Origin of the sequence: Bradyrhizobium ganzhouense, from assembly GCF_049949285.1 — a bacterium.
GTDB lineage: Bacteria > Pseudomonadota > Alphaproteobacteria > Rhizobiales > Xanthobacteraceae > Bradyrhizobium > Bradyrhizobium ganzhouense.
Genome location: NZ_CP181318.1, coordinates 4,536,736 through 4,553,624 on the forward strand (window position 1 = coordinate 4,536,736; position 16,889 = coordinate 4,553,624).

Annotated in this window: 17 protein-coding genes; 3 read left to right on the forward strand and 14 right to left on the reverse strand. The window is 65.5% G+C overall.

The genetic code is table 11. The annotated features are described in order from the left end of the window. Nucleotides 1-392 precede the first annotated feature (392 nt). Nucleotides 393-989 (reverse strand): BA14K family protein, encoded by a 597-nt coding sequence (locus tag ACLFLU_RS20740; RefSeq protein WP_426406741.1) that lies wholly within the window; start codon nucleotides 987-989, stop codon nucleotides 393-395. A 246-nt stretch (nucleotides 990-1,235) separates the two neighbouring features. Between ACLFLU_RS20740 and ACLFLU_RS20745 the strand changes: the two genes are divergently transcribed. Then, on the forward strand, nucleotides 1,236-1,649 hold the full coding sequence (locus ACLFLU_RS20745) for an NADH:ubiquinone oxidoreductase subunit NDUFA12 (RefSeq protein WP_426406742.1): 414 nt from the start codon (nucleotides 1,236-1,238) through the stop codon (nucleotides 1,647-1,649). 321 nt (nucleotides 1,650-1,970) lie between these two features. On the opposite strand, the gene ACLFLU_RS20750 is transcribed toward ACLFLU_RS20745, so the two are convergent. Next, a complete protein-coding gene (locus ACLFLU_RS20750; RefSeq protein WP_426406743.1) occupies nucleotides 1,971-2,657 on the reverse strand; it encodes a DJ-1/PfpI family protein in 687 nt (228 codons plus the stop codon). A 91-nt stretch (nucleotides 2,658-2,748) separates the two neighbouring features. Here ACLFLU_RS20750 and ACLFLU_RS20755 point away from each other — a divergent pair, with 91 nt between their 5' ends. Next, nucleotides 2,749-3,687 carry a GlxA family transcriptional regulator gene (locus ACLFLU_RS20755; RefSeq protein ID WP_426406744.1) on the forward strand — a complete coding sequence of 313 codons (939 nt, stop codon included), beginning with the start codon at nucleotides 2,749-2,751 and terminating at the stop codon, nucleotides 3,685-3,687. Here the strand turns inward: ACLFLU_RS20755 and ACLFLU_RS20760 are convergent. Then, on the reverse strand, nucleotides 3,684-4,691 hold the full coding sequence (locus ACLFLU_RS20760) for a Na+-dependent transporter (RefSeq protein ID WP_426406745.1): 1,008 nt from the start codon (nucleotides 4,689-4,691) through the stop codon (nucleotides 3,684-3,686). The genes ACLFLU_RS20755 and ACLFLU_RS20760 overlap by 4 nt on opposite strands. 16 nt (nucleotides 4,692-4,707) lie before the next feature. Beyond that, a complete protein-coding gene (locus ACLFLU_RS20765; protein WP_426406746.1) occupies nucleotides 4,708-5,655 on the reverse strand; it encodes an alpha/beta hydrolase in 948 nt (315 codons plus the stop codon). Between the two features lie 206 nt (nucleotides 5,656-5,861). Between ACLFLU_RS20765 and ACLFLU_RS20770 the strand changes: the two genes are divergently transcribed. Then, nucleotides 5,862-6,902: a DUF2155 domain-containing protein gene (locus ACLFLU_RS20770; RefSeq protein WP_426406747.1), complete on the forward strand. Its 1,041-nt coding sequence runs from the start codon at nucleotides 5,862-5,864 to the stop codon at nucleotides 6,900-6,902. 33 nt (nucleotides 6,903-6,935) lie between these two features. Here the strand turns inward: ACLFLU_RS20770 and aat are convergent, their stop codons facing one another. The 10 genes from aat to ACLFLU_RS20820 form a co-directional block, all read right to left on the reverse strand. After that, the gene (gene aat, locus ACLFLU_RS20775; protein ID WP_426406748.1) at nucleotides 6,936-7,616 is read right to left on the reverse strand and encodes a leucyl/phenylalanyl-tRNA--protein transferase; all 681 of its coding nucleotides are present in this window, start codon (nucleotides 7,614-7,616) and stop codon (nucleotides 6,936-6,938) included. 60 nt (nucleotides 7,617-7,676) lie between these two features. Then, the gene (locus ACLFLU_RS20780) at nucleotides 7,677-8,780 is read right to left on the reverse strand and encodes a sensor histidine kinase (protein WP_426406749.1); all 1,104 of its coding nucleotides are present in this window, start codon (nucleotides 8,778-8,780) and stop codon (nucleotides 7,677-7,679) included. Further along, nucleotides 8,777-9,217: a response regulator gene (locus tag ACLFLU_RS20785; RefSeq protein ID WP_426406750.1), complete on the reverse strand. Its 441-nt coding sequence runs from the start codon at nucleotides 9,215-9,217 to the stop codon at nucleotides 8,777-8,779. Before ACLFLU_RS20785 ends, ACLFLU_RS20780 begins: the two co-directional genes overlap by 4 nt. Beyond that, a complete protein-coding gene (locus tag ACLFLU_RS20790; RefSeq protein WP_426406751.1) occupies nucleotides 9,214-10,731 on the reverse strand; it encodes a sensor histidine kinase in 1,518 nt (505 codons plus the stop codon). Before ACLFLU_RS20790 ends, ACLFLU_RS20785 begins: the two co-directional genes overlap by 4 nt. 104 nt (nucleotides 10,732-10,835) lie before the next feature. Continuing rightward, on the reverse strand, nucleotides 10,836-12,194 hold the full coding sequence (gene accC, locus ACLFLU_RS20795) for an acetyl-CoA carboxylase biotin carboxylase subunit (protein WP_426406752.1): 1,359 nt from the start codon (nucleotides 12,192-12,194) through the stop codon (nucleotides 10,836-10,838). Nucleotides 12,195-12,274: 80 nt separating this feature from the next. Continuing rightward, nucleotides 12,275-12,766, reverse strand: a complete 492-nt coding sequence (gene accB / locus ACLFLU_RS20800; RefSeq protein ID WP_426406753.1) for an acetyl-CoA carboxylase biotin carboxyl carrier protein — start codon at nucleotides 12,764-12,766, stop codon at nucleotides 12,275-12,277. Nucleotides 12,767-12,803: 37 nt separating this feature from the next. After that, a complete protein-coding gene (aroQ, locus tag ACLFLU_RS20805; RefSeq protein ID WP_027530894.1) occupies nucleotides 12,804-13,271 on the reverse strand; it encodes a type II 3-dehydroquinate dehydratase in 468 nt (155 codons plus the stop codon). Between the two features lie 256 nt (nucleotides 13,272-13,527). Continuing rightward, nucleotides 13,528-14,340, reverse strand: a complete 813-nt coding sequence (locus tag ACLFLU_RS20810) for a DUF1236 domain-containing protein (RefSeq protein WP_426406754.1) — start codon at nucleotides 14,338-14,340, stop codon at nucleotides 13,528-13,530. A 220-nt stretch (nucleotides 14,341-14,560) separates the two neighbouring features. After that, the gene (locus tag ACLFLU_RS20815; protein WP_426406755.1) at nucleotides 14,561-15,328 is read right to left on the reverse strand and encodes a DsbA family protein; all 768 of its coding nucleotides are present in this window, start codon (nucleotides 15,326-15,328) and stop codon (nucleotides 14,561-14,563) included. 96 nt (nucleotides 15,329-15,424) lie between these two features. Next, the gene (locus tag ACLFLU_RS20820) at nucleotides 15,425-16,828 is read right to left on the reverse strand and encodes a M48 family metalloprotease (protein WP_426406756.1); all 1,404 of its coding nucleotides are present in this window, start codon (nucleotides 16,826-16,828) and stop codon (nucleotides 15,425-15,427) included. Between the last annotated feature and the right edge of the window lie 61 nt (nucleotides 16,829-16,889).

Below are 16,889 nucleotides of genomic sequence, written 5' to 3' on the forward strand. Positions count from 1 at the left end.
GCGGAATGCATAGCGCCTCTGCAGGTTCCGGGTGGCAGGTGAATTCCATCGGACTTCAATGACAGGTTGAGGCAAATCCGCGCGATCAGCGAAAGATGCTCCGTCATTTGGGCGGGGGGCGTGCGTCACCCGAGGGATGATGACGCGTGCGTGTAGGTCGAACTACTGCAGAACCGTGATCTGCGGAGGCTCTGCGATGACCGATGCGCGCTTCATGACTGGATTCGCAAGACGTGAAAGACCGGGGCGCGGAAGATCGCAAGACCAATCGACGATGGGCACCGTGATGGTCGCTCAATCTGTATCCGGAACGGGAAACTCGCCGAACGGCCAACACAAATGAGCGGCACCGTTGCTCAGCGCCGCTCACAGAGGATGGTCTTCAGCCCACGTTACGGGCAGGGATGGCGCAGGCCGTCATAGCCGAGATAGGTGCCGGACGCCGGGTCGTAGGACTGGTAGCGCTGAGCACAATAGGCCGACGAGTCGCCGCCACTGTCAGGCACCACGGCGACGGAGGCGCCGTCGTCATAGTAGCTGTCGTCGTAATAGCCATCGCCGTAATACGGACCGCCGCCGTAATAGGCGTAGGACGAGCCCAGCGCGCCGATCGCAGCACCAGCCGCGACGCCGGGCCAGAAGCCGCCGTGGCGATGCCAGCCGCCGCCGTGCCAGTTGCCGCCGCCGCCATTCCAGTTGCCGCCGCCATTCCAGTGACCTCCGGCGGCTGCGAAGTTGCGGCCACCGCCGCCAAAGGCGGGTCCGGCGCTCGGGCGCGCAACCGCGCTGGCCGCAAAATTGCCGCCGCCACCGATCCGGGGGCCGCCGCTGAAGCCGCCGCCGCCCATACGGGCACCGCCGCCACCGCCGAAATGAGCACCGCCACCACCGCCACCGTGGCCGCCAGGGCCCTGAGCGAAGCTCGGGGTCGCCAACGGAAGAACCAGTGCCAGCGCCGCGGCCGCACTCAAAACTCTCAGACTGTTCATGTTCAAACTCCTTTCCCGGAAGCAAATCCCTTGAAAGGGCTACAGTTCCTGGGATCACGCCGGTTTGCGCATGAGAGGCAGATTTCCACGGCCACACTGTACCCGGCATGAATGGATCGCGACCGATTTGCGGCGGCCACGGCAGGCCTGTGTCACCGCGTTTGGGCTGGACACGGCCGTATTGGCCGAACTGGACATTTGGCCGTCCGGATGGCATCAGGACCCACGAAGCAGGGCCCTTGCCGCATGAAACAATTCTTCTTGAAGCTTTTCACCTGGTGGAACGGCCAGACCTTTGGCACCCAACTCTGGACCCGCCGGTACGGGGAGCTGGTCGGTGAGGACGAGCAGGGCAACCGCTACTACCGGACGGCCGGTGGCAAGATCGATCCGACGCTCGGCTTCGAGCGGCGCTGGGTGATTTATAACGGCTATGCGGAAGCAAGCCGTATCCCGACGGGCTGGCATGGCTGGATGCATCACGTCGTCGACGTGCCGCCGACCGAGGAGAACTACCAGCCGCGCGAATGGCAGAAGCCGCACCAGCCGAATCCGACGGGCACGGCCAAGGCCTATCGTCCGGCCGGTTCGACGCTCGCCAGCGGCAGGCGTCCCAAGGCGACGGGCGACTACCAGCCCTGGACGCCTGGCGAGGCCTAGCGCACTTCCATCATTGGTTTGGATGCACACGCATCCGCATCACCCCGCTGTGGACAACGGGAACAGCGGGGATGCTGCTTGCGTGGCCGTTGCGCCTGCGCGAGCGATGCGGCTCAATGAACCCATCTTACGGAGATGGGAGACCATCGCGTTCGGTTCGGGCAACAGCTCGCGACTGTCCCGAAATGCAGCGGCCGCCGACCAGGACTCGATCGGGAGATAGGCCCCCGGTCTGGAAGCTCCGAAATCGCCCGATGAAATGTGCAGCCGCCGTAAGACAGGAAAGGCCGCTTGGGAAACCGGGCGGCCTTTTTCTTTTGCTCACATCACCTTTGCGGCTGCGCGCTGGGCTGCTTCGATCCGGCGCGCCTGGTTCGGTGCGATCCGGTCCTTCACCAATGTGAGCACCTCGGTCGGCGCTGTGTCCGGCGAGCCTGCATTGAACGGCGGCGCGGGGTTGTATTCGAGCCCGAGCTGGATCGCTTCCGCCGTTGTGCGGTCGAACAAGATCGAAACCAGTGTCAGCGCGAAATCGATGCCTGCGGTGACGCCACCGCCGGTGACGCGGTTGCGGTCGACGCAGACGCGCGTCTTGGTCGGCGTCGCCCCGAACTGTGCGAGCAGCTCCATGGCGCTCCAATGGGTGGCGGCGCGGTATCCCTTCAACAGGCCGGCGGCGCCAAGCGCCAGCGATCCCGTGCAGACCGAGGTAACGTATCTGGCGCCCTCCGCCTGCCTGCGCAGGAAATCGAGCACCTCCTCGTCGTTGAGCAGATCGTCGGTGCCGCGGCCGCCGGGTACGCAGATCACGTCGAGCTGCGGACAATCGGCAAAGGTCATGGTCGGCATGAGCGTCAGCACGGAATCGCTCGGCACCGGCTCGATCCGTTTCCAGATCAGGTGCAGCTTCGCACCGGGGATGCCTGAGAACACCTGCAACGGACCGGTGAAGTCGAGCTGGGTGACGCGCGGGAACACCAAAAGACCGATCTGGAGCGGTGCCGACATGAAAACCTCCAATGAAGAGCTTGACGGGCGCAGAATGGCATGATGCCCTCCTGTCCAAAATGGCGTATTTCCCTCACTTTCGGACATGACCATGATCGGCATCCTGATCTTCCCGGATTTCCAGTTGCTCGACGCGGCCGGCCCGATCTCGGTGTTCGAGATCGCGGCACGCGCCAGCGACAAGCCGCTTGCGCTGCGGGTGCTGGCGCTGAACGCGGGCGCGGTGCGCTCGTCCTCCGGCGTCGAGATGATGGCGCGTGATTTCAGATCGGCGAACGCGATCACGACGCTGGTCGTGGCAGGCGGCGCGGGCGTCGCGGCGGCGGCGCGCTGTCCGGCCACGCTCGCCTTTGTGCAGCGGTTGGCCAGGCGCGGTGTGCGGGTCGCCAGCGTCTGCTCGGGCGCCTATGTGCTGGCGGAGGCCGGCCTGCTCGACGGCCGCCGCGCCACCACGCATTGGGGCCGCACGCGCGATTTCGTCGCGCGTTATCCGCAGGTGAAGTTCGAGCCGGACCAGATTTTTACCCGCGACGGCAACGTGTGGACGTCGGCAGGCATCAGCGCCGGTATCGATCTCGCGCTCGCGATGGTCACCGAGGACCATGGCGAGGAGATCGCGCAGGCGACCGCGCGTCAGCTCGTGCTCTACCATCGCCGCAGCGGCGGCCAGTCGCAGTTCTCGTCGCTGCTGGAATTGAAGACGCCGAACGGCCGCTTTGGTGCGCTGTTATCCTGGGCGCGGGAAAATCTCGACGCGCCGCTGACAGTGGAAAACCTCGCCGATCGCGCCGGCATGAGCGCGCGGCATTTCGCCCGCGCCTTTACTGCGGAGACCGGCACGACGCCATCGAAGGCGATCGAGCGGCTGCGGATCGAGGTCGCGCGCGAACGCGTGCAGTCCTCGCGCGAGGCGATCGAGCTCGTGGCGGAGGCGACCGGCTTCGGCGATCCCGAACGCATGCGCCGCGCCTTCATCCGCGCCTTCGGCCAGCCCCCGCAGGCGCTGCGCCGCGCGGCACGGGCGGGCTAGGTGGAGCTCTTTGCAGCCGCTGCTGCGGTCGTACCCGCCCGCGCCGTCAGCCGCCGCGCGATCGGCGTCAGCAGGTACGGCGACAGATGGATCGGAAACTGCGTCATCGCGAAATAGAGCCAGGTCGTGGCCGGCAATGCGCCCGCGGTCGCGGCCAGCATCAGGCCGAGATTGCGTTGTGACACCATCAGCCCGAGCGCCAGCGCGCGTTCATAGCCGATGCGGCGGAACAGGAAGGTCGTGACGGCGAGCAGCGTGAAATAGATCGCGAAGGAGAGAGCTGCGAGGCTGATGGTGAAGACCGGCTGCGCCACCAGATCGCTCACGACATCGCCCATGATCGCGGCTGCGAAGATGAAGAGGATGATGATGTTGAAGCCGTCGATCGGCTGCTTGTGGCGCTGGATCGCATCGGCGCCGAACAGCCAGCGGATAACGGTCGCGGCCAGCAGCGAGGCTGCCAGGATGCCGAGCAGTTTCAGTCCAAGCGTGAGCGGCGAGATGCTCAGCATGCCGCCGAGGAAAAGGCTCGCGAACAGCGACGCGGTGAAGGGCACGATTGCGGTTGCGGTTACCAGCGTGACCAGCACGAGCGTGGCATCGAGGCCCATCAGGGCCGCGAGCGCCGGAGAGGCCATCATCGGCGAGGCCACGCTTTGAAGCATCAGCGCCAGCGACAGACCGGGGGCGCGATCGGTGAGCCCGGTCGCATGCGCGACCAGTCCGACGATCAGCGGCACGCCGATCGTGGTCCAGGCGGTGGCCGTTGCCACCAGCGCCGGCCGGCGCAGATGTCCGTACAGCGCCGCCAGATCCACCCGCATGAAGGAGATGCAGAGCAGAACGAGGATCGCCTCGGTGACGTAGGGACGCAGCAGCGCGCCGAGCGGCGGCACGGCGGCGGCGATGAACACGACGGCGGCCACCGCACGCGTGCCCTGGCTGCCAAGCCAGGTCAGGCCGCGGAGGGGAAGGGTCAGAACTGTTTTGAGCGCAGACGACATTCGGATGACGGCGTTGTCAGCCCAACTCCTTCAGCCATGCGCCGATCTCGCTCACGGCGACATTGGCCTGTTGCAGCAATTTGCCCATGGTGAAGAAGCCGTGGAACTGGCCGGGGAAGTGCTTATAGGTCACGCTCACGCCGGCCTGCTTCAGGCGCACGGCGTATTCATCGCCCTCGTCGCGCAGGGGATCGGCGCCGGCCGTGAGCACATAGGCTGGCGGCAATCCGGCGAAGTATTGAGCGCGCGCGGGCGAAGCGCGCCAATCGTGGATGTCAGTCGCGCCGTCGAGATAGTGGTCGCGGAACCAGCGGATCACCGAGTGCGTCAGCAGCACGCTGGTCTCGGGCTCGCTGTGCGAGCCGTGCGTCATGGCGAAATCGACGGCCGGATAGATCAGCACCTGGCCCGCGATCTTCGGGCCATCGCCGTCACGCGCGGCCAGCGCGACGACGGCTGCGAGATTGCCGCCCGCGCTGTCGCCGCCAATCGAGAGGCGCGCAGCGTCGATGCCGAGCTCGCGCGCGTTCGCCGCAATCCATTTGGTCGCGGCGATCGCATCGTCGACGGCGGCGGGAAATTTGTGCTCGGGCGCGAGGCGGTAATCGACGGAGATGACGATCAATGCGCCGGCGTCGGCCAGCTGGCGGCAGACGACGTCGTGGGAATCGAGATCGCCGATCACCCAGCCGCCGCCGTGGAAGAACACCAGTGCAGGCGCCAGCCCATTCTTGAGGCGCGGCTGCTTCGGGACGTAGATCCGCGCGGGGATCGCACCGTGCGGTGCCGGGATCGACAGCGGCGCGACCCGCGCAAGCTCCGGCGGCTCGGGGTTGGTGGCAAAGCGAGCCTGAGCGTAATAGGCACGCGCCTCCGCCGCGGTCAGCGTCTCGTAGGCGGGGCGGCCGGCCTCCTGGAACGCCTTGTAGACGGCGGCGGCATCGGGATCGAGCACGACGGGCATGGGGTGGGGACCCTTGAGGTTCTGGTTATCGTTGGACGCATTTTCGGGGGCGATGCCCGTTTTCCGCCCCGGAGAGAGGCCTCCAACTATCCCATCCGGGCGCCGGTCTGGCCAGCCGGCGGCGGGCAGGGCAGGGATGCCGCCCTTTCCCCGCCGTATTCGCCGTGTTAACCGGTTGGCCTGCGAGCGGCGGTATCCCCTGTAGAATGTCCAACGAACCCGATTCGCTGTTGAAGCCGCGCGAGATTATGTTTCGAACCATTACCCTGACAGGTCTTGCGGCGCTTTTGGCCGCAACCGCGCTGACGGTTGCGACGCCTGCGCAGGCGCAGATCGGCACGATTTTCTCCGATCCGCCGCCGCTGCGGCCGCCGGGCAGCATCCCCCGTGGCGGGCAGCCGCAACCGCAGCCGACCCCCGACGACGATGAAGAGGTGCCCGAGCTGCCGCCGCAGGGCCGCGTGCTGCCGTCGCGGCCGATGCCGCGCCAGGGCAATGCCATGCCGGGACCGGTCGAGAGCCAGCCGCTGGCGCCGCCACCGGGCAGCACCATCGCGCCGCAGAACCCGCCGCCCGCCGTCGCGGTTGCGCCGCCGGGCGCGCCTGCTCAGCCGGGCGCAGCGCCTGGTCAGCGTCAGCCGCAGCAGAAGGGCGGAACCCAGCCGGGTGCCGTGCCGCAGGCGCCTGCGAGCCTTCAGCCGGGCGACGAGGTCGTCACCGAGCCGCCGGCCCAGAAGATCGTGAACAAGAAGGCGACCTTCTCCGGCCTCGACAAGATCACCGGGCGCATCATCAATTTCGACGAGGATATCGGCGAGACCGTGCAGTTCGGCGCGCTGCGGGTGAAGACCGACGCCTGCTACACGCGGCCAGCGACTGAAGCCGCCAACACCGATGCCTTCGTCGAGGTCGACGAGATCACCTTGCAGGGCGAGGTGAAGCGGATTTTCTCCGGCTGGATGTATGCCGCGAGCCCGGGCCTCCACGGCGTCGAGCACCCGATCTACGATATCTGGCTCACCGACTGCAAAGAGCCGCAGCAGACCATTGCGACCGCGGCGCCCGATCCCGCGACTAAGCCTGCGCCGCCACCGCCGCCTCCGGCGCAGAAGAAGGCCGCGCCCAAGCAGGCCGTGCAGCAGCGTCCGCCGCAGCCTCCGCCGCCGATCCAGCAGCAGCCGGCGCCACCACCTCCGCCGCCGGAGCAGCGGCCGGGTCTGTTCGGTATTCCCGGGTTTGGCCGCTAGGCCAAATCCCCGGGCTTCGGCCGGTCATCTGACTTATTGCCGCGAGGCGACGATCTCGAGCGCGCGCGCGCCCGGGATCGCATCCCCCGAAGACAATCTCAGGAAATCGCCGGGCTCGCCGGCAAGCGCCTTGTCGAGCAGCGCGGTGTAGCGCCGCCGCGAGATCTCGGCCGCACCAAAGCTCTTCAGATGCTCGGTGACATATTGCGTGTCGAGCAGCTCGAAGCCGCCATGGATCAGCCGCGCGACCAGATGCACCAGCGCGACCTTCGAGGCGTCGCGCGTGGTGTGAAACATGCTCTCGCCAAAGAAGGCGCGCCCCAAGCTTACCCCATAGAGGCCGCCGACGAGGTCGTCGCCCTGCCAGGCCTCGACGCTGTGGCAATGGCCGAGCTCGTAGAGCCCGCCATAGAGGTCGCGGATGCGCTTGTTGATCCAGGTGTCCTCGCGCCCGGCCTGTGGCGCGGCGCAGCCGGCGATGGTCGCCTTGAACGCGGTGTTGACGGTGACGCGAAACGCATCCGAGCGCACGGTGCGCGCCAGTCGCGAAGAGACGCGAAAGCCGTCGAGCGGGATCACGCCGCGCATCTCCGGCTCGACCCAGAACAGGGTCGGGTCGTCGGCGCTCTCGGCCATCGGAAAAATGCCGCAGGCATAGGCGCGCAGCAGCACGGCCGGCGTGATTTCAGACGAGGCGGAGTCGCGCGAAGTCATAGCGTCCGATCATAGCAGGATCGCGATGCGCGTGCGATGGGGGGCAATTCCGGATGCGGATCAGCCCGCCGCGGCGGTGTTCGCCTTGGCGGTTGCCGCGGGCGTGCGTTGGAACCGCAGAATGATGCGGGTTCCGGAATGCGCGGGATCGCGCTCGACCGTGGCATCGAGCTTGGTGGCCATCGCCGCGACGATGCGCTGGCCCATACCGGTGGAGCGCGGATCGGCCTTGACGTTGTCGCCGACGCCGTCGTCGGTGATCGACAGCAAGAGGTCATCATCCTGCGAGGTCAGCTCGACATGGATGGGGCCGGCGCCATCGGGATAGGCGTATTTCACCGCGTTCATCACCAGCTCGTTGACGATGATGCCGACGGCGACCGCCCGATCCGGGTCGATCTCGATCGGCTCGGCCTTCACCGTCAGGCGCGACATCCGGTTGCCTTCGGCGGAGCGGCGGAGATCCTCGAGCAGGGAGTCCAGGTACTGATTGAGCACGACGCTCTTCAGATCCTGCGATGTGTAGAGACGGCGATGCACCTGGGCGACGGCGGCGACGCGGCCCATGGCGTTGGTCAGCGCGGCCTTGACCTCGTCCTGCCCGGCGGAGTTTGCCTGCAAATGCAGAAGCGAGGCGATGATCTGGAGCGAATTGCCGACGCGGTGATTGACCTCGCGCAGCAGCATTTCGCGTTCGGCGGCGAGCGCGGCATAGCGATCGCGCGAGGCGTGGATCTCGGCCTCGGCTTCCTCGCGCGCCCGCTGCAACTCGGCCTGGCGCAGCGCGCCTTCGGCCGCGACATGCAGCAGCGGAATGAAGTCGCCCTTGACGTCCTTGACGAGATAGTCCGCCGCGCCTGCCTTCAGCGCGGTGACGGCGATGCTGGAATCCTGCGAGGCCGTGACGAAGACCACCGGCGGGGCGTCCGGGATCGCCATGATCTGCTCGAGCGTCTCGAGTCCGTCGAGACCCGGCATGTACTGGTCGAGCGCCACGACATCGATGCAGCCCTTAACTCCCGCTTTGCGAATCCGCTCGAGGCCTTCCTCGCCGCTTGCAGCATGGATGACCTTGTAGCCGCGCCGCGTCAGGCCGCGGTCAACCAGGCGCGCAAGCGCGGCGTCGTCGTCGATATAGAGCAATGTCGGCGTGCGCTGGCTCATGTGGCGGCGGGCGGAACCTGGATGACCGAGAAAAACAGGCCGAGCTGCCGGATGGCGTTGGCGAAATTCTCGTAGTTGACGGGTTTTGTGATGTAGACGTTGCAGCCGAGCTCGTAGCAGCGCTTGATCTCCTGGCTGTCGTCGGTCGTGGTTAGCACCACCACGGGCGAGGCCTTGAGATATTTGTTTTCCTTGATCTGCTTCAGGATATCGATCCCGCTCATGTCGGGCAGGTTGAGGTCGAGCAGGATCAGCAGCGCGTTACCCTTCTGGGCGAGCCCACTGCCGTCGGCGCCGAACAGATGCTTGACCGCCTCGGTGCCGTTGGCGAAGGAGATGATCTCGTTGTTCACGCCGGAGCGGCGAATGTTGCGCTCGATCAGCCGGGCGTGCCCTTCGTCGTCCTCGATCATGATGATGCTGACAGGCTGGGTCATTTGTCGGCGTTCCGGTTGCTGGCGTTCCAGGCGATGGGCAGCGTGATCGTAAACGTGCTGCCCGCGTTCAGTTCCGACGATACCGACATCGTGCCGCCGAGGCGGCGCACAAGTGCACGCACATGGGCAAGACCGATGCCCTGACCGGGCTTGTCCTGGGTTCCTGCCCGGCGGAACAGGTCGAAAATCCGCTGATGATCCTTCGCATCGATGCCGCGGCCGTTATCGCTGATTTCGAAGATAGCGTAGCCGAGCTTGGTGCGCCCGCGAATTCTGATCTCGCCGGGCACCCCGTTCTTCAGATACTTGATCGCGTTATCGATCAGATTGGAGAAGATCTGCTCCAGCGCAAAGCGGTCGCTGACGAGATTCGGCAGCGGCTCGATGTGGATCTCGGCCTGCGCCTCGGCCGCCTGATGCGCGAGCGATGTGACGATGGCCTCGATGAAGTCGCGCGTGTCGATCTTCTCCGGCTGGAACTCGCGCCGGCCTTCGCGGGTGAGGTTGAGGATCGCCGAGATCAGCCGGTCCATCCGGGCGATCGAGGATTTGATGAAGCCGAGCGCTTCGGAAAAATCCGCCGAGAGCTGCTTGTCGGGCTCGTCGAGCGGAATGTCTGGGATGTCGACGGGCGGGCCGCCGGCCGGCACACCCGTGAGCCCTCCGATCCGTCGAAAGATGTCCTTGCCCAATTCCTCGAGCTCGCTGGTGAAGCCCATGATGTTGACCAGCGGCGAGCGCAGGTCATGGCTGACGATATAGGCAAAGCGTTGGATCTCGTTGTTGGCTTCGCGCAGGTCTGCCGTGCGCTCGTCGACGGTGGCCTCCAGATTGAGGTTGGAGTCGCGAAGCCGGGTTTCTGCCTGATCGCGGGCGCGCGAGGACTGACGCACCAGCAGCACCGAACCGAACGCGAGCGCCAGAACCATGCCGGAGCCGGCGATCGTGACGGAGGAGGCGAGCTTCTGGGTTCGGTCGGCGGTGTCGGTCCGCTGCCTGAACAGGCGATCCTCCTCGGTCCGCATGTCGCGTCCGGCCTCGGCGATGGTTTCGACCGCTCCCGTCGACGAGCCTTCGCGCAGGACCGTGATCGCTGTCGAGAGATCGTTTGTCTTCACGCGCTCGACGCCGCGCGCAAATTCCGACAGCCGTTGCTCGACCGCCTTTCGAAGCTTGGCGACGTTGGCCACCTGAACGGGATTATCGCTGGTGAATGCGGAGAGCTTGTCGAGGGCCGGCACGATGATGGTGGCGGCAGCCTGATATTCTGTGAGGAATTGCGGCGCGCCGGATAACATATAGGCCCGCGTCGCGCTCTCGGCGCGCCGGATTTCGAGCAGCAGATTGGAGATCTGGCTCTCGGCCTCGACCGTGTGAAGCACCCAGGAATTGTCCTCGCGCGCCTTGTTGACCAGCAGCACCGAGGCCACGCTGATCGCGACCAACACGACGAATCCCGCCGTGAGCAGCAGGATTTGCATCACCGTGCGCCGCCGCTGTGCGTCGGCCGTCACGATGGCTTTGCCTTGTTACGCGGAGTGAAGTGCAAAATAGCCCCTTGGAACTGTCCCCAACCGTCCATAATGCGATTGGGGCCAAAGGGTTCCACGGACGGAGATTATTTCGCAGTCGGTTCCGTCTTACCGGCGAGGTACTGCTCCAGCCAGTGGATGTGGTAGTCGCCGTTGATGATGTCGTCCTGGCGCACCAGGTCGCGAAACAGCGGCAGGGTGGTCTCGATCCCTTCCACGACCATCTCGTCCAGCGCCCGGCGCAGCCGCATCAGGCATTCGGCGCGGGTCTTGCCGTGGACGATCAGCTTGCCGACGAGGGAATCGTAATAGGGCGGGATCGTGTAGCCCTGGTAGACCGCGGAATCGATGCGGACGCCGAGCCCGCCCGGCGGATGATATTGCGTGATGCGGCCCGGCGAGGGGCGGAAGGTCTGCGGGTTCTCGGCGTTGATGCGGCACTCGATGGCATGGCCGATGATCTGGATCTCGCTCTGCTTGGCCGGCAGCTCGCCGCCGGCGGCGATGCGGATCTGCTCCAGCACGAGATCGATGTCGGTGATGCTCTCGGTGACAGGATGCTCGACCTGGATGCGCGTGTTCATCTCGATGAAGTAGAACTCGCCGTCCTCGAACAGGAACTCGATGGTGCCGACGCCGAGATATTTCATCTCGCGCATCGCCTTCGCGCAGGTCTCGCCGATCTTGGCGCGCGCAGCGGCGGCCAGCACGGGCGAGGGGCCTTCCTCCCAGACCTTCTGGTGGCGGCGCTGCAGCGAGCAGTCGCGCTCGCCGAGATGGATCGCGCCGCCGCGGCCGTCGCCGAGAATCTGGATCTCGATGTGACGCGGCTTCTGAAGGTATTTTTCCAGATAGACGGAGGCGTCGCCGAAGGCGGACTTCGCCTCGTTGGCCGCGGTCGACAGCGCCACCTGGAGATCCGCCTCGCTCTGCGCGACCTTCATGCCGCGACCACCGCCGCCGGCAGCCGCCTTCACCAGCACGGGAAAGCCGATCTTCCTGGCGATCGCCATCGCATCGTCGTTGGGACCGACCGCGCCGTCCGAACCGGGCACCACGGGGATGCCGAGCTTCTTGGCGGTCTTCTTGGCCTCGATCTTGTCGCCCATCAGGCGGATGTGCTCGGCCTTGGGACCGATGAATTGCAGATTGTGCTCGCCGAGGATTTCGGCGAAGCGCGCATTCTCCGACAGGAAGCCGTAGCCGGGATGCACGGCGTCGGCGCCGGTGATCTCGCAGGCCGCGAGCAGCGCGGGCACGTTGAGGTAGCTGTCCTTGGACGGCGGCGGCCCGATGCAGACGCTTTCGTCCGACAGGCGCACATGCATGGCGTCGGCGTCGGCGGTGGAGTGCACGGCGACGGTCGCGATCCCTAGCTCCTTGCAGGCCCGCAGGATGCGAAGGGCGATCTCGCCGCGATTGGCTATGAGGATCTTGTCGAACATGGTGCCTCAGGGGCGAATGGGGAATAGCGAATGGCGAATGGGGACGAGTAACGATTCGCTACTCGCTATTCGCCACTCCCTCACTCAATGATCACCAGCGGCTCGCCGAACTCGACCGGCTGGCCGTCCTCGACGAGGATCTGGGTCACCGTGCCGGCGCGCGTCGAGGGGATCTGGTTCATGGTCTTCATCGCTTCGATGATCAGGAGCGTCTGGCCGACCGAGACCTTCGAGCCGACCTCGACGAACGGCTTGGCGCCGGGCTCGGGCGCCCAATAGGCAGTGCCGACCATCGGCGAGGTCACGGCGCCCGGATGCTTCGACATGTCGGCCGCAGCAGCCGCGGGTGCGGCAGCCGCAACGGCGAGCGGCGCGGGGGCCGCATGCGCCACTGGAACAGGCATGGTCGCGGCGACGCTGATGTTGCGGGCGACGCGAAGGCGCAGGCCGGCGCGCTCGATCTCGATCTCGGTGAGGCTGGTCTCATCGAGCAGCAAAGCGAGCTCGCGGACGAGTGCGGAATCCTCGCTGGAAAACTTTGCGGCTGCTTTGACGTCTGGCTGGCGCGCCATGTTCTTTGATCCGAATGTTCTGTGTGATGAGGGAGCGTCAGGCTTTGGGCTTGATGCCGACCTTGGCGGCAAGGCCCTGGATGGCGAGGCGGTAGCCCTCGATGCCGAAACCGCAGAGCGAGGCGAAGGCCGCCCGCGCTGTGTAGGAGTGATGGCGGAAACTCTCGCGGGCGTGGATGTTGGTCACGTGCACTTCGACGGTCGGGATCTGCACCGCGAGCAGCGCGTCGTGCAGCGCGATCGAGGTGTGCGAATAGCCGCCGGCATTGATGATGATGCCCTTCATCTTGCGGGCATGCGCCTCGTGGATGAAGTCGATCAGCTCGCCTTCGCGGTTGGACTGCCGGCAATCAGCCTTGAGGCCGAAGGTCGCGGCCGTCTCCCGGCACAGCGCCTCGACGTCGGCCAGCGTCGCGTGGCCATACTTCTCGGGCTCGCGTGTCCCCAACATGTTGAGGTTCGGCCCGTTGAGAACGAGGATCGTATCGGTTGCTGCTTCGGCCATTCGTGTCCCGGCGCGTGTTTCGGCGTGGCGGGGGTTATAGGTAACAAAGTGACCTAGGGGAAGCCTTGAAGGGCCTCCGGGACCGCTTCAGGCACCTCATCCAGTGTGCAAAAACCTGTGCGGAAACTACGGAAATTGCTTGTTAACCAGTCGAAAGGATGGCTTGCGGCGGGGACCGGCGGCGGAGGCTGCCCAATAGGCCAAGAGCCCCCGCCGATCGCTCGGCGGGGGCTCCCTTGGGCGTCAGCGAGGCGGCTTAGCCTTCGATGATGTAGACGATCTCGCGCGTCTGGGGCCGGACGATGATGTACTGGCCATGCACGAAGATCACGTCATAGCCGCGCCATTCCGGGTAGATCTCGACAATCCGTGCCGGGAGCGGATGGAAGCGGACGCTCGCGGGGACTGCCGTGCCGACCGAAATGTTGAAGTTGACGTTGGTCGTCTCTTCAATCTTCTCGGACTTGATCGCCGACACGATCTGGGTCCGCTTTTCCGCCGGCGGAGCAGCGGTTGCCGTGGTGGCGGCGTTGCCGGTCGTGGTCTGCGACTTGCTGTCGGTCGCAGCCGGACGGTTCTCGGCATTGTTGCTCTTGGCGGCGCCACCGGCCTTGTTATCTTCGGCCTTCATGCCCTTGCTGTCGGATTTGGTCGAGGAGTCAGAGCTCATGCTCTTCGACTTGTCCTGCACGGACTTGTCCTGCGCACTCTGGGCGTGCTCACCCTTCGCCGCGCCGGCCTTCTCGTCGGCCGCGTTCTTGTTCATCGCGCCAGACTTTTCCATGCCGCCGGATTTCTCCGCCGCGCCGGATTTTTCCATCGCGCCAGACGATTTCTCTTCGCCCGGCTTCATGGAGCCACCGGCCTGACCGACGGTGCCCTTTTCGGGAGCCGCTTCCTTGCCCATCGCGCCACCGCGCTCGGCTGCGCCGCCGGCGGGCTGCGAGTGCTGCATCGGCTGCGCGCCGGCGCCGCCGTTGTCGTTCTTCATCGTGCCTTGTGCGTTCGCCAGACCGGTGCCGGCGAAAAGTGCAAGCGCGGCAACCGAGATCATAAAGCGGTTCGACATTGAATTCTCCTCACGTGTTTCTTTTGCGTCATTGCCCGCGCCGACAACGGGAGGAGGTGTCACTTGTTCCGGAACATCTGCTGTTCCGCGGCATTTGTTTCTTAAACGCGAGATGAACGTGCATGCCGGATTCGCGCCAGGATTCGTGCAGAGCTGCTGCCAACGAAAAAGGCCGGCTTTTCAGCCGGCCTCGTTGCGTGCGCGAATTTTACGATGATCGCTAGCAGGTCGCCTTGCCGCAGCGGGCGACGCCGATTTTTTCCTTGAGGCCGTCGAGGCCGACGGCGCCGACTACGATCTGCTTGCCGATCACGTAGCTCGGCGTGCCGTTCATGCCCATCGCTTCGGCGAGCTTGAAGTTCTCCTCGATGGTGGCGCGCACCTCGGGGCTCGCGATGTCCTTTTCGATCTTCGCGGTATCGAGGCCGGCTTCCTTGGCCGCCTGCAGCGCGCGTGCCTTGTCGGCCGCGCCGCGACCGCCGAGCAGCTTCTGGTGGAAGTCGAGATATTTCTTGCCGGAGGGATCCTGCATGCGCACGGCGACCGCAACCTGCGCGGCCTCGACCGAGCCCTGGCTCAGCACCGGAAACTCCTTCAGCACGACCTTCAGCTTGGGATCGGACTTCATCAGGTCGAGCATGTCGCTCATCGCGCGCTTGCAGTAGCCGCAATTGTAATCGAAGAACTCGACGAAGGTGACGTCGCCGTCCTTGTTGCCGAGCACGACCTGGCGCGGCGAGTTGAAGATCGCATCCGAGTTCTGCGCGACGCTGGCCTCGTGCTTCTTGGTTTCGGCGTCAGCCTGGCGCTTGCTGAGCTCGGTCATGGCCTCCTCGAGCACCTCGGGATGGCTGACGAGGTAGTTCTTGATGATCGCCTCGATGTCGGTGCGCTGGGCATCCGAGAAGCTGTCGGCCGAAGCCGGTCCCGTTGCGCCGAAGATGGCGAGCGCAAACAGCGCGGGAGCAAGCAGGCGCAGCGAAGGCATTGGCAAATCCTCTTATCCAGAGCAGGTTTCGAAAAAACGTCCCGGCGGACTTAATCCGAGTGTCGTGACGTCAAAGTGGCGGATGTCGTGATCAGGCTAGTTGCGCGGCGGTTTCGACGCCACGATGTCGTCGGCCTTGACCCATCCGGGCGTGCCGACGGCGAAACGGGTTTTCGCGCGCGTGGCAAGCTCGCGAGCGGTCTTGTTGTCGCCGCGCAAGTAGGCGGCCTGGGCGGAGGCGAGATCCGCCTCGGCATAGTCTCCCTTCCGGCCATAGGCCATCGCGAGCTGCATGTAGCCGAGAGGAGCCTCGGGCTCCCGTGCCACCGCGGCGCGGAGAATCCGAACGGCGTCGTCCGTGTAGGCCTTATTATCGGTTCCAACCAGAGCCTGCCCAAGTAACATCTCGATGAGGGGCGCATTGTTCGAGAGTGCGACAGCCTTGCGCAGGGGGGCGATCGCGTCGGCCGGCTTGCCGCTCTCCAGCAGCGCCTGGCCGCGGACCTCGTAGAAGTACGGGTTGTTCGGCTGCACCGCGATCAGCGCGTCGATCTGGGTCAGCGCGCTGCGCAAATCGCCGTGCAGATAGGTGCTGATGGCGCGGGCATAGCGCGCCGGCATGCTGTCATTGGTCAGGGGATAGCGGCGGTAGACCGTCTCGGGCCGCTCCATGAAGGCAGAGATCTTGGCGCGCACCATGTCGTGACGGAGCTGCAGCGCGGGGTCGTCCTTCTTGTCCCAATAAGGGCTGGTGCTGGCGAATTCCTGGAGCGCCGCGACGCGCTCGGCGGGCATCGGGTGCGACTGCAGATAGGGATCGGCGCCGCGCGCCGCGAACAGGCTCTCGCTGGTGAAGCGCTTGAAGGTCTCGTACATGCCCTTCGGCGACTGCTGGGTCGCGGTCAGGAATTTCACGCCGGCACGGTCGGCGTTCTCTTCCTGCTGGCGCTGGTAGGACAACAGCGAGCGGCGGATCATCTCCTGCGGTCCGGCAATCGCAGCCGCTCCGGCATTGGCGAGCCCGTTATTGCCACTGCTGGAGCCGCGGCTCGCACCCGCCACGAGCGCGCCGGCGCCGAGCAGCATGGCGATGATCATCTGGGTCTGGGCATTGGCGAGCTGCTCGCGCATCTTGGACAGATGGCCGCCGGCCAGATGCCCGGTCTCGTGCGCGAGCACGCCGATCAGCTGGTTCGGCGTTTCCGACTGCATGATCGCGCCGTAATTGACGAAGATGCGGCGGCCGTCGGCGACGAACGCGTTGAACGAGCTGTCGTTGATGATCACCATCTGGATGTTCTGCTTCTCCAGACCGGCGGCGCGCAGGATCGGGCGCGTATATTCGCGCAACAGCTGCTCGGTTTCGGTGTCGCGCAGGACCGGCGGTCCCCGGCCTTCCTGCGCCTGCGTCGCCGGGACCGGCAGCAGCGCGATCGCAGCCGCCGTGACGAGGGCGGTGAGGGCGGAGGCCTTCTTGCGCAATGCGATCTGGAGCAACATCAAACGGTCTGGGTCAAACGGGCTTGTAATGCAGTTTTTGTGATGGTTTTGGCGATTGGCG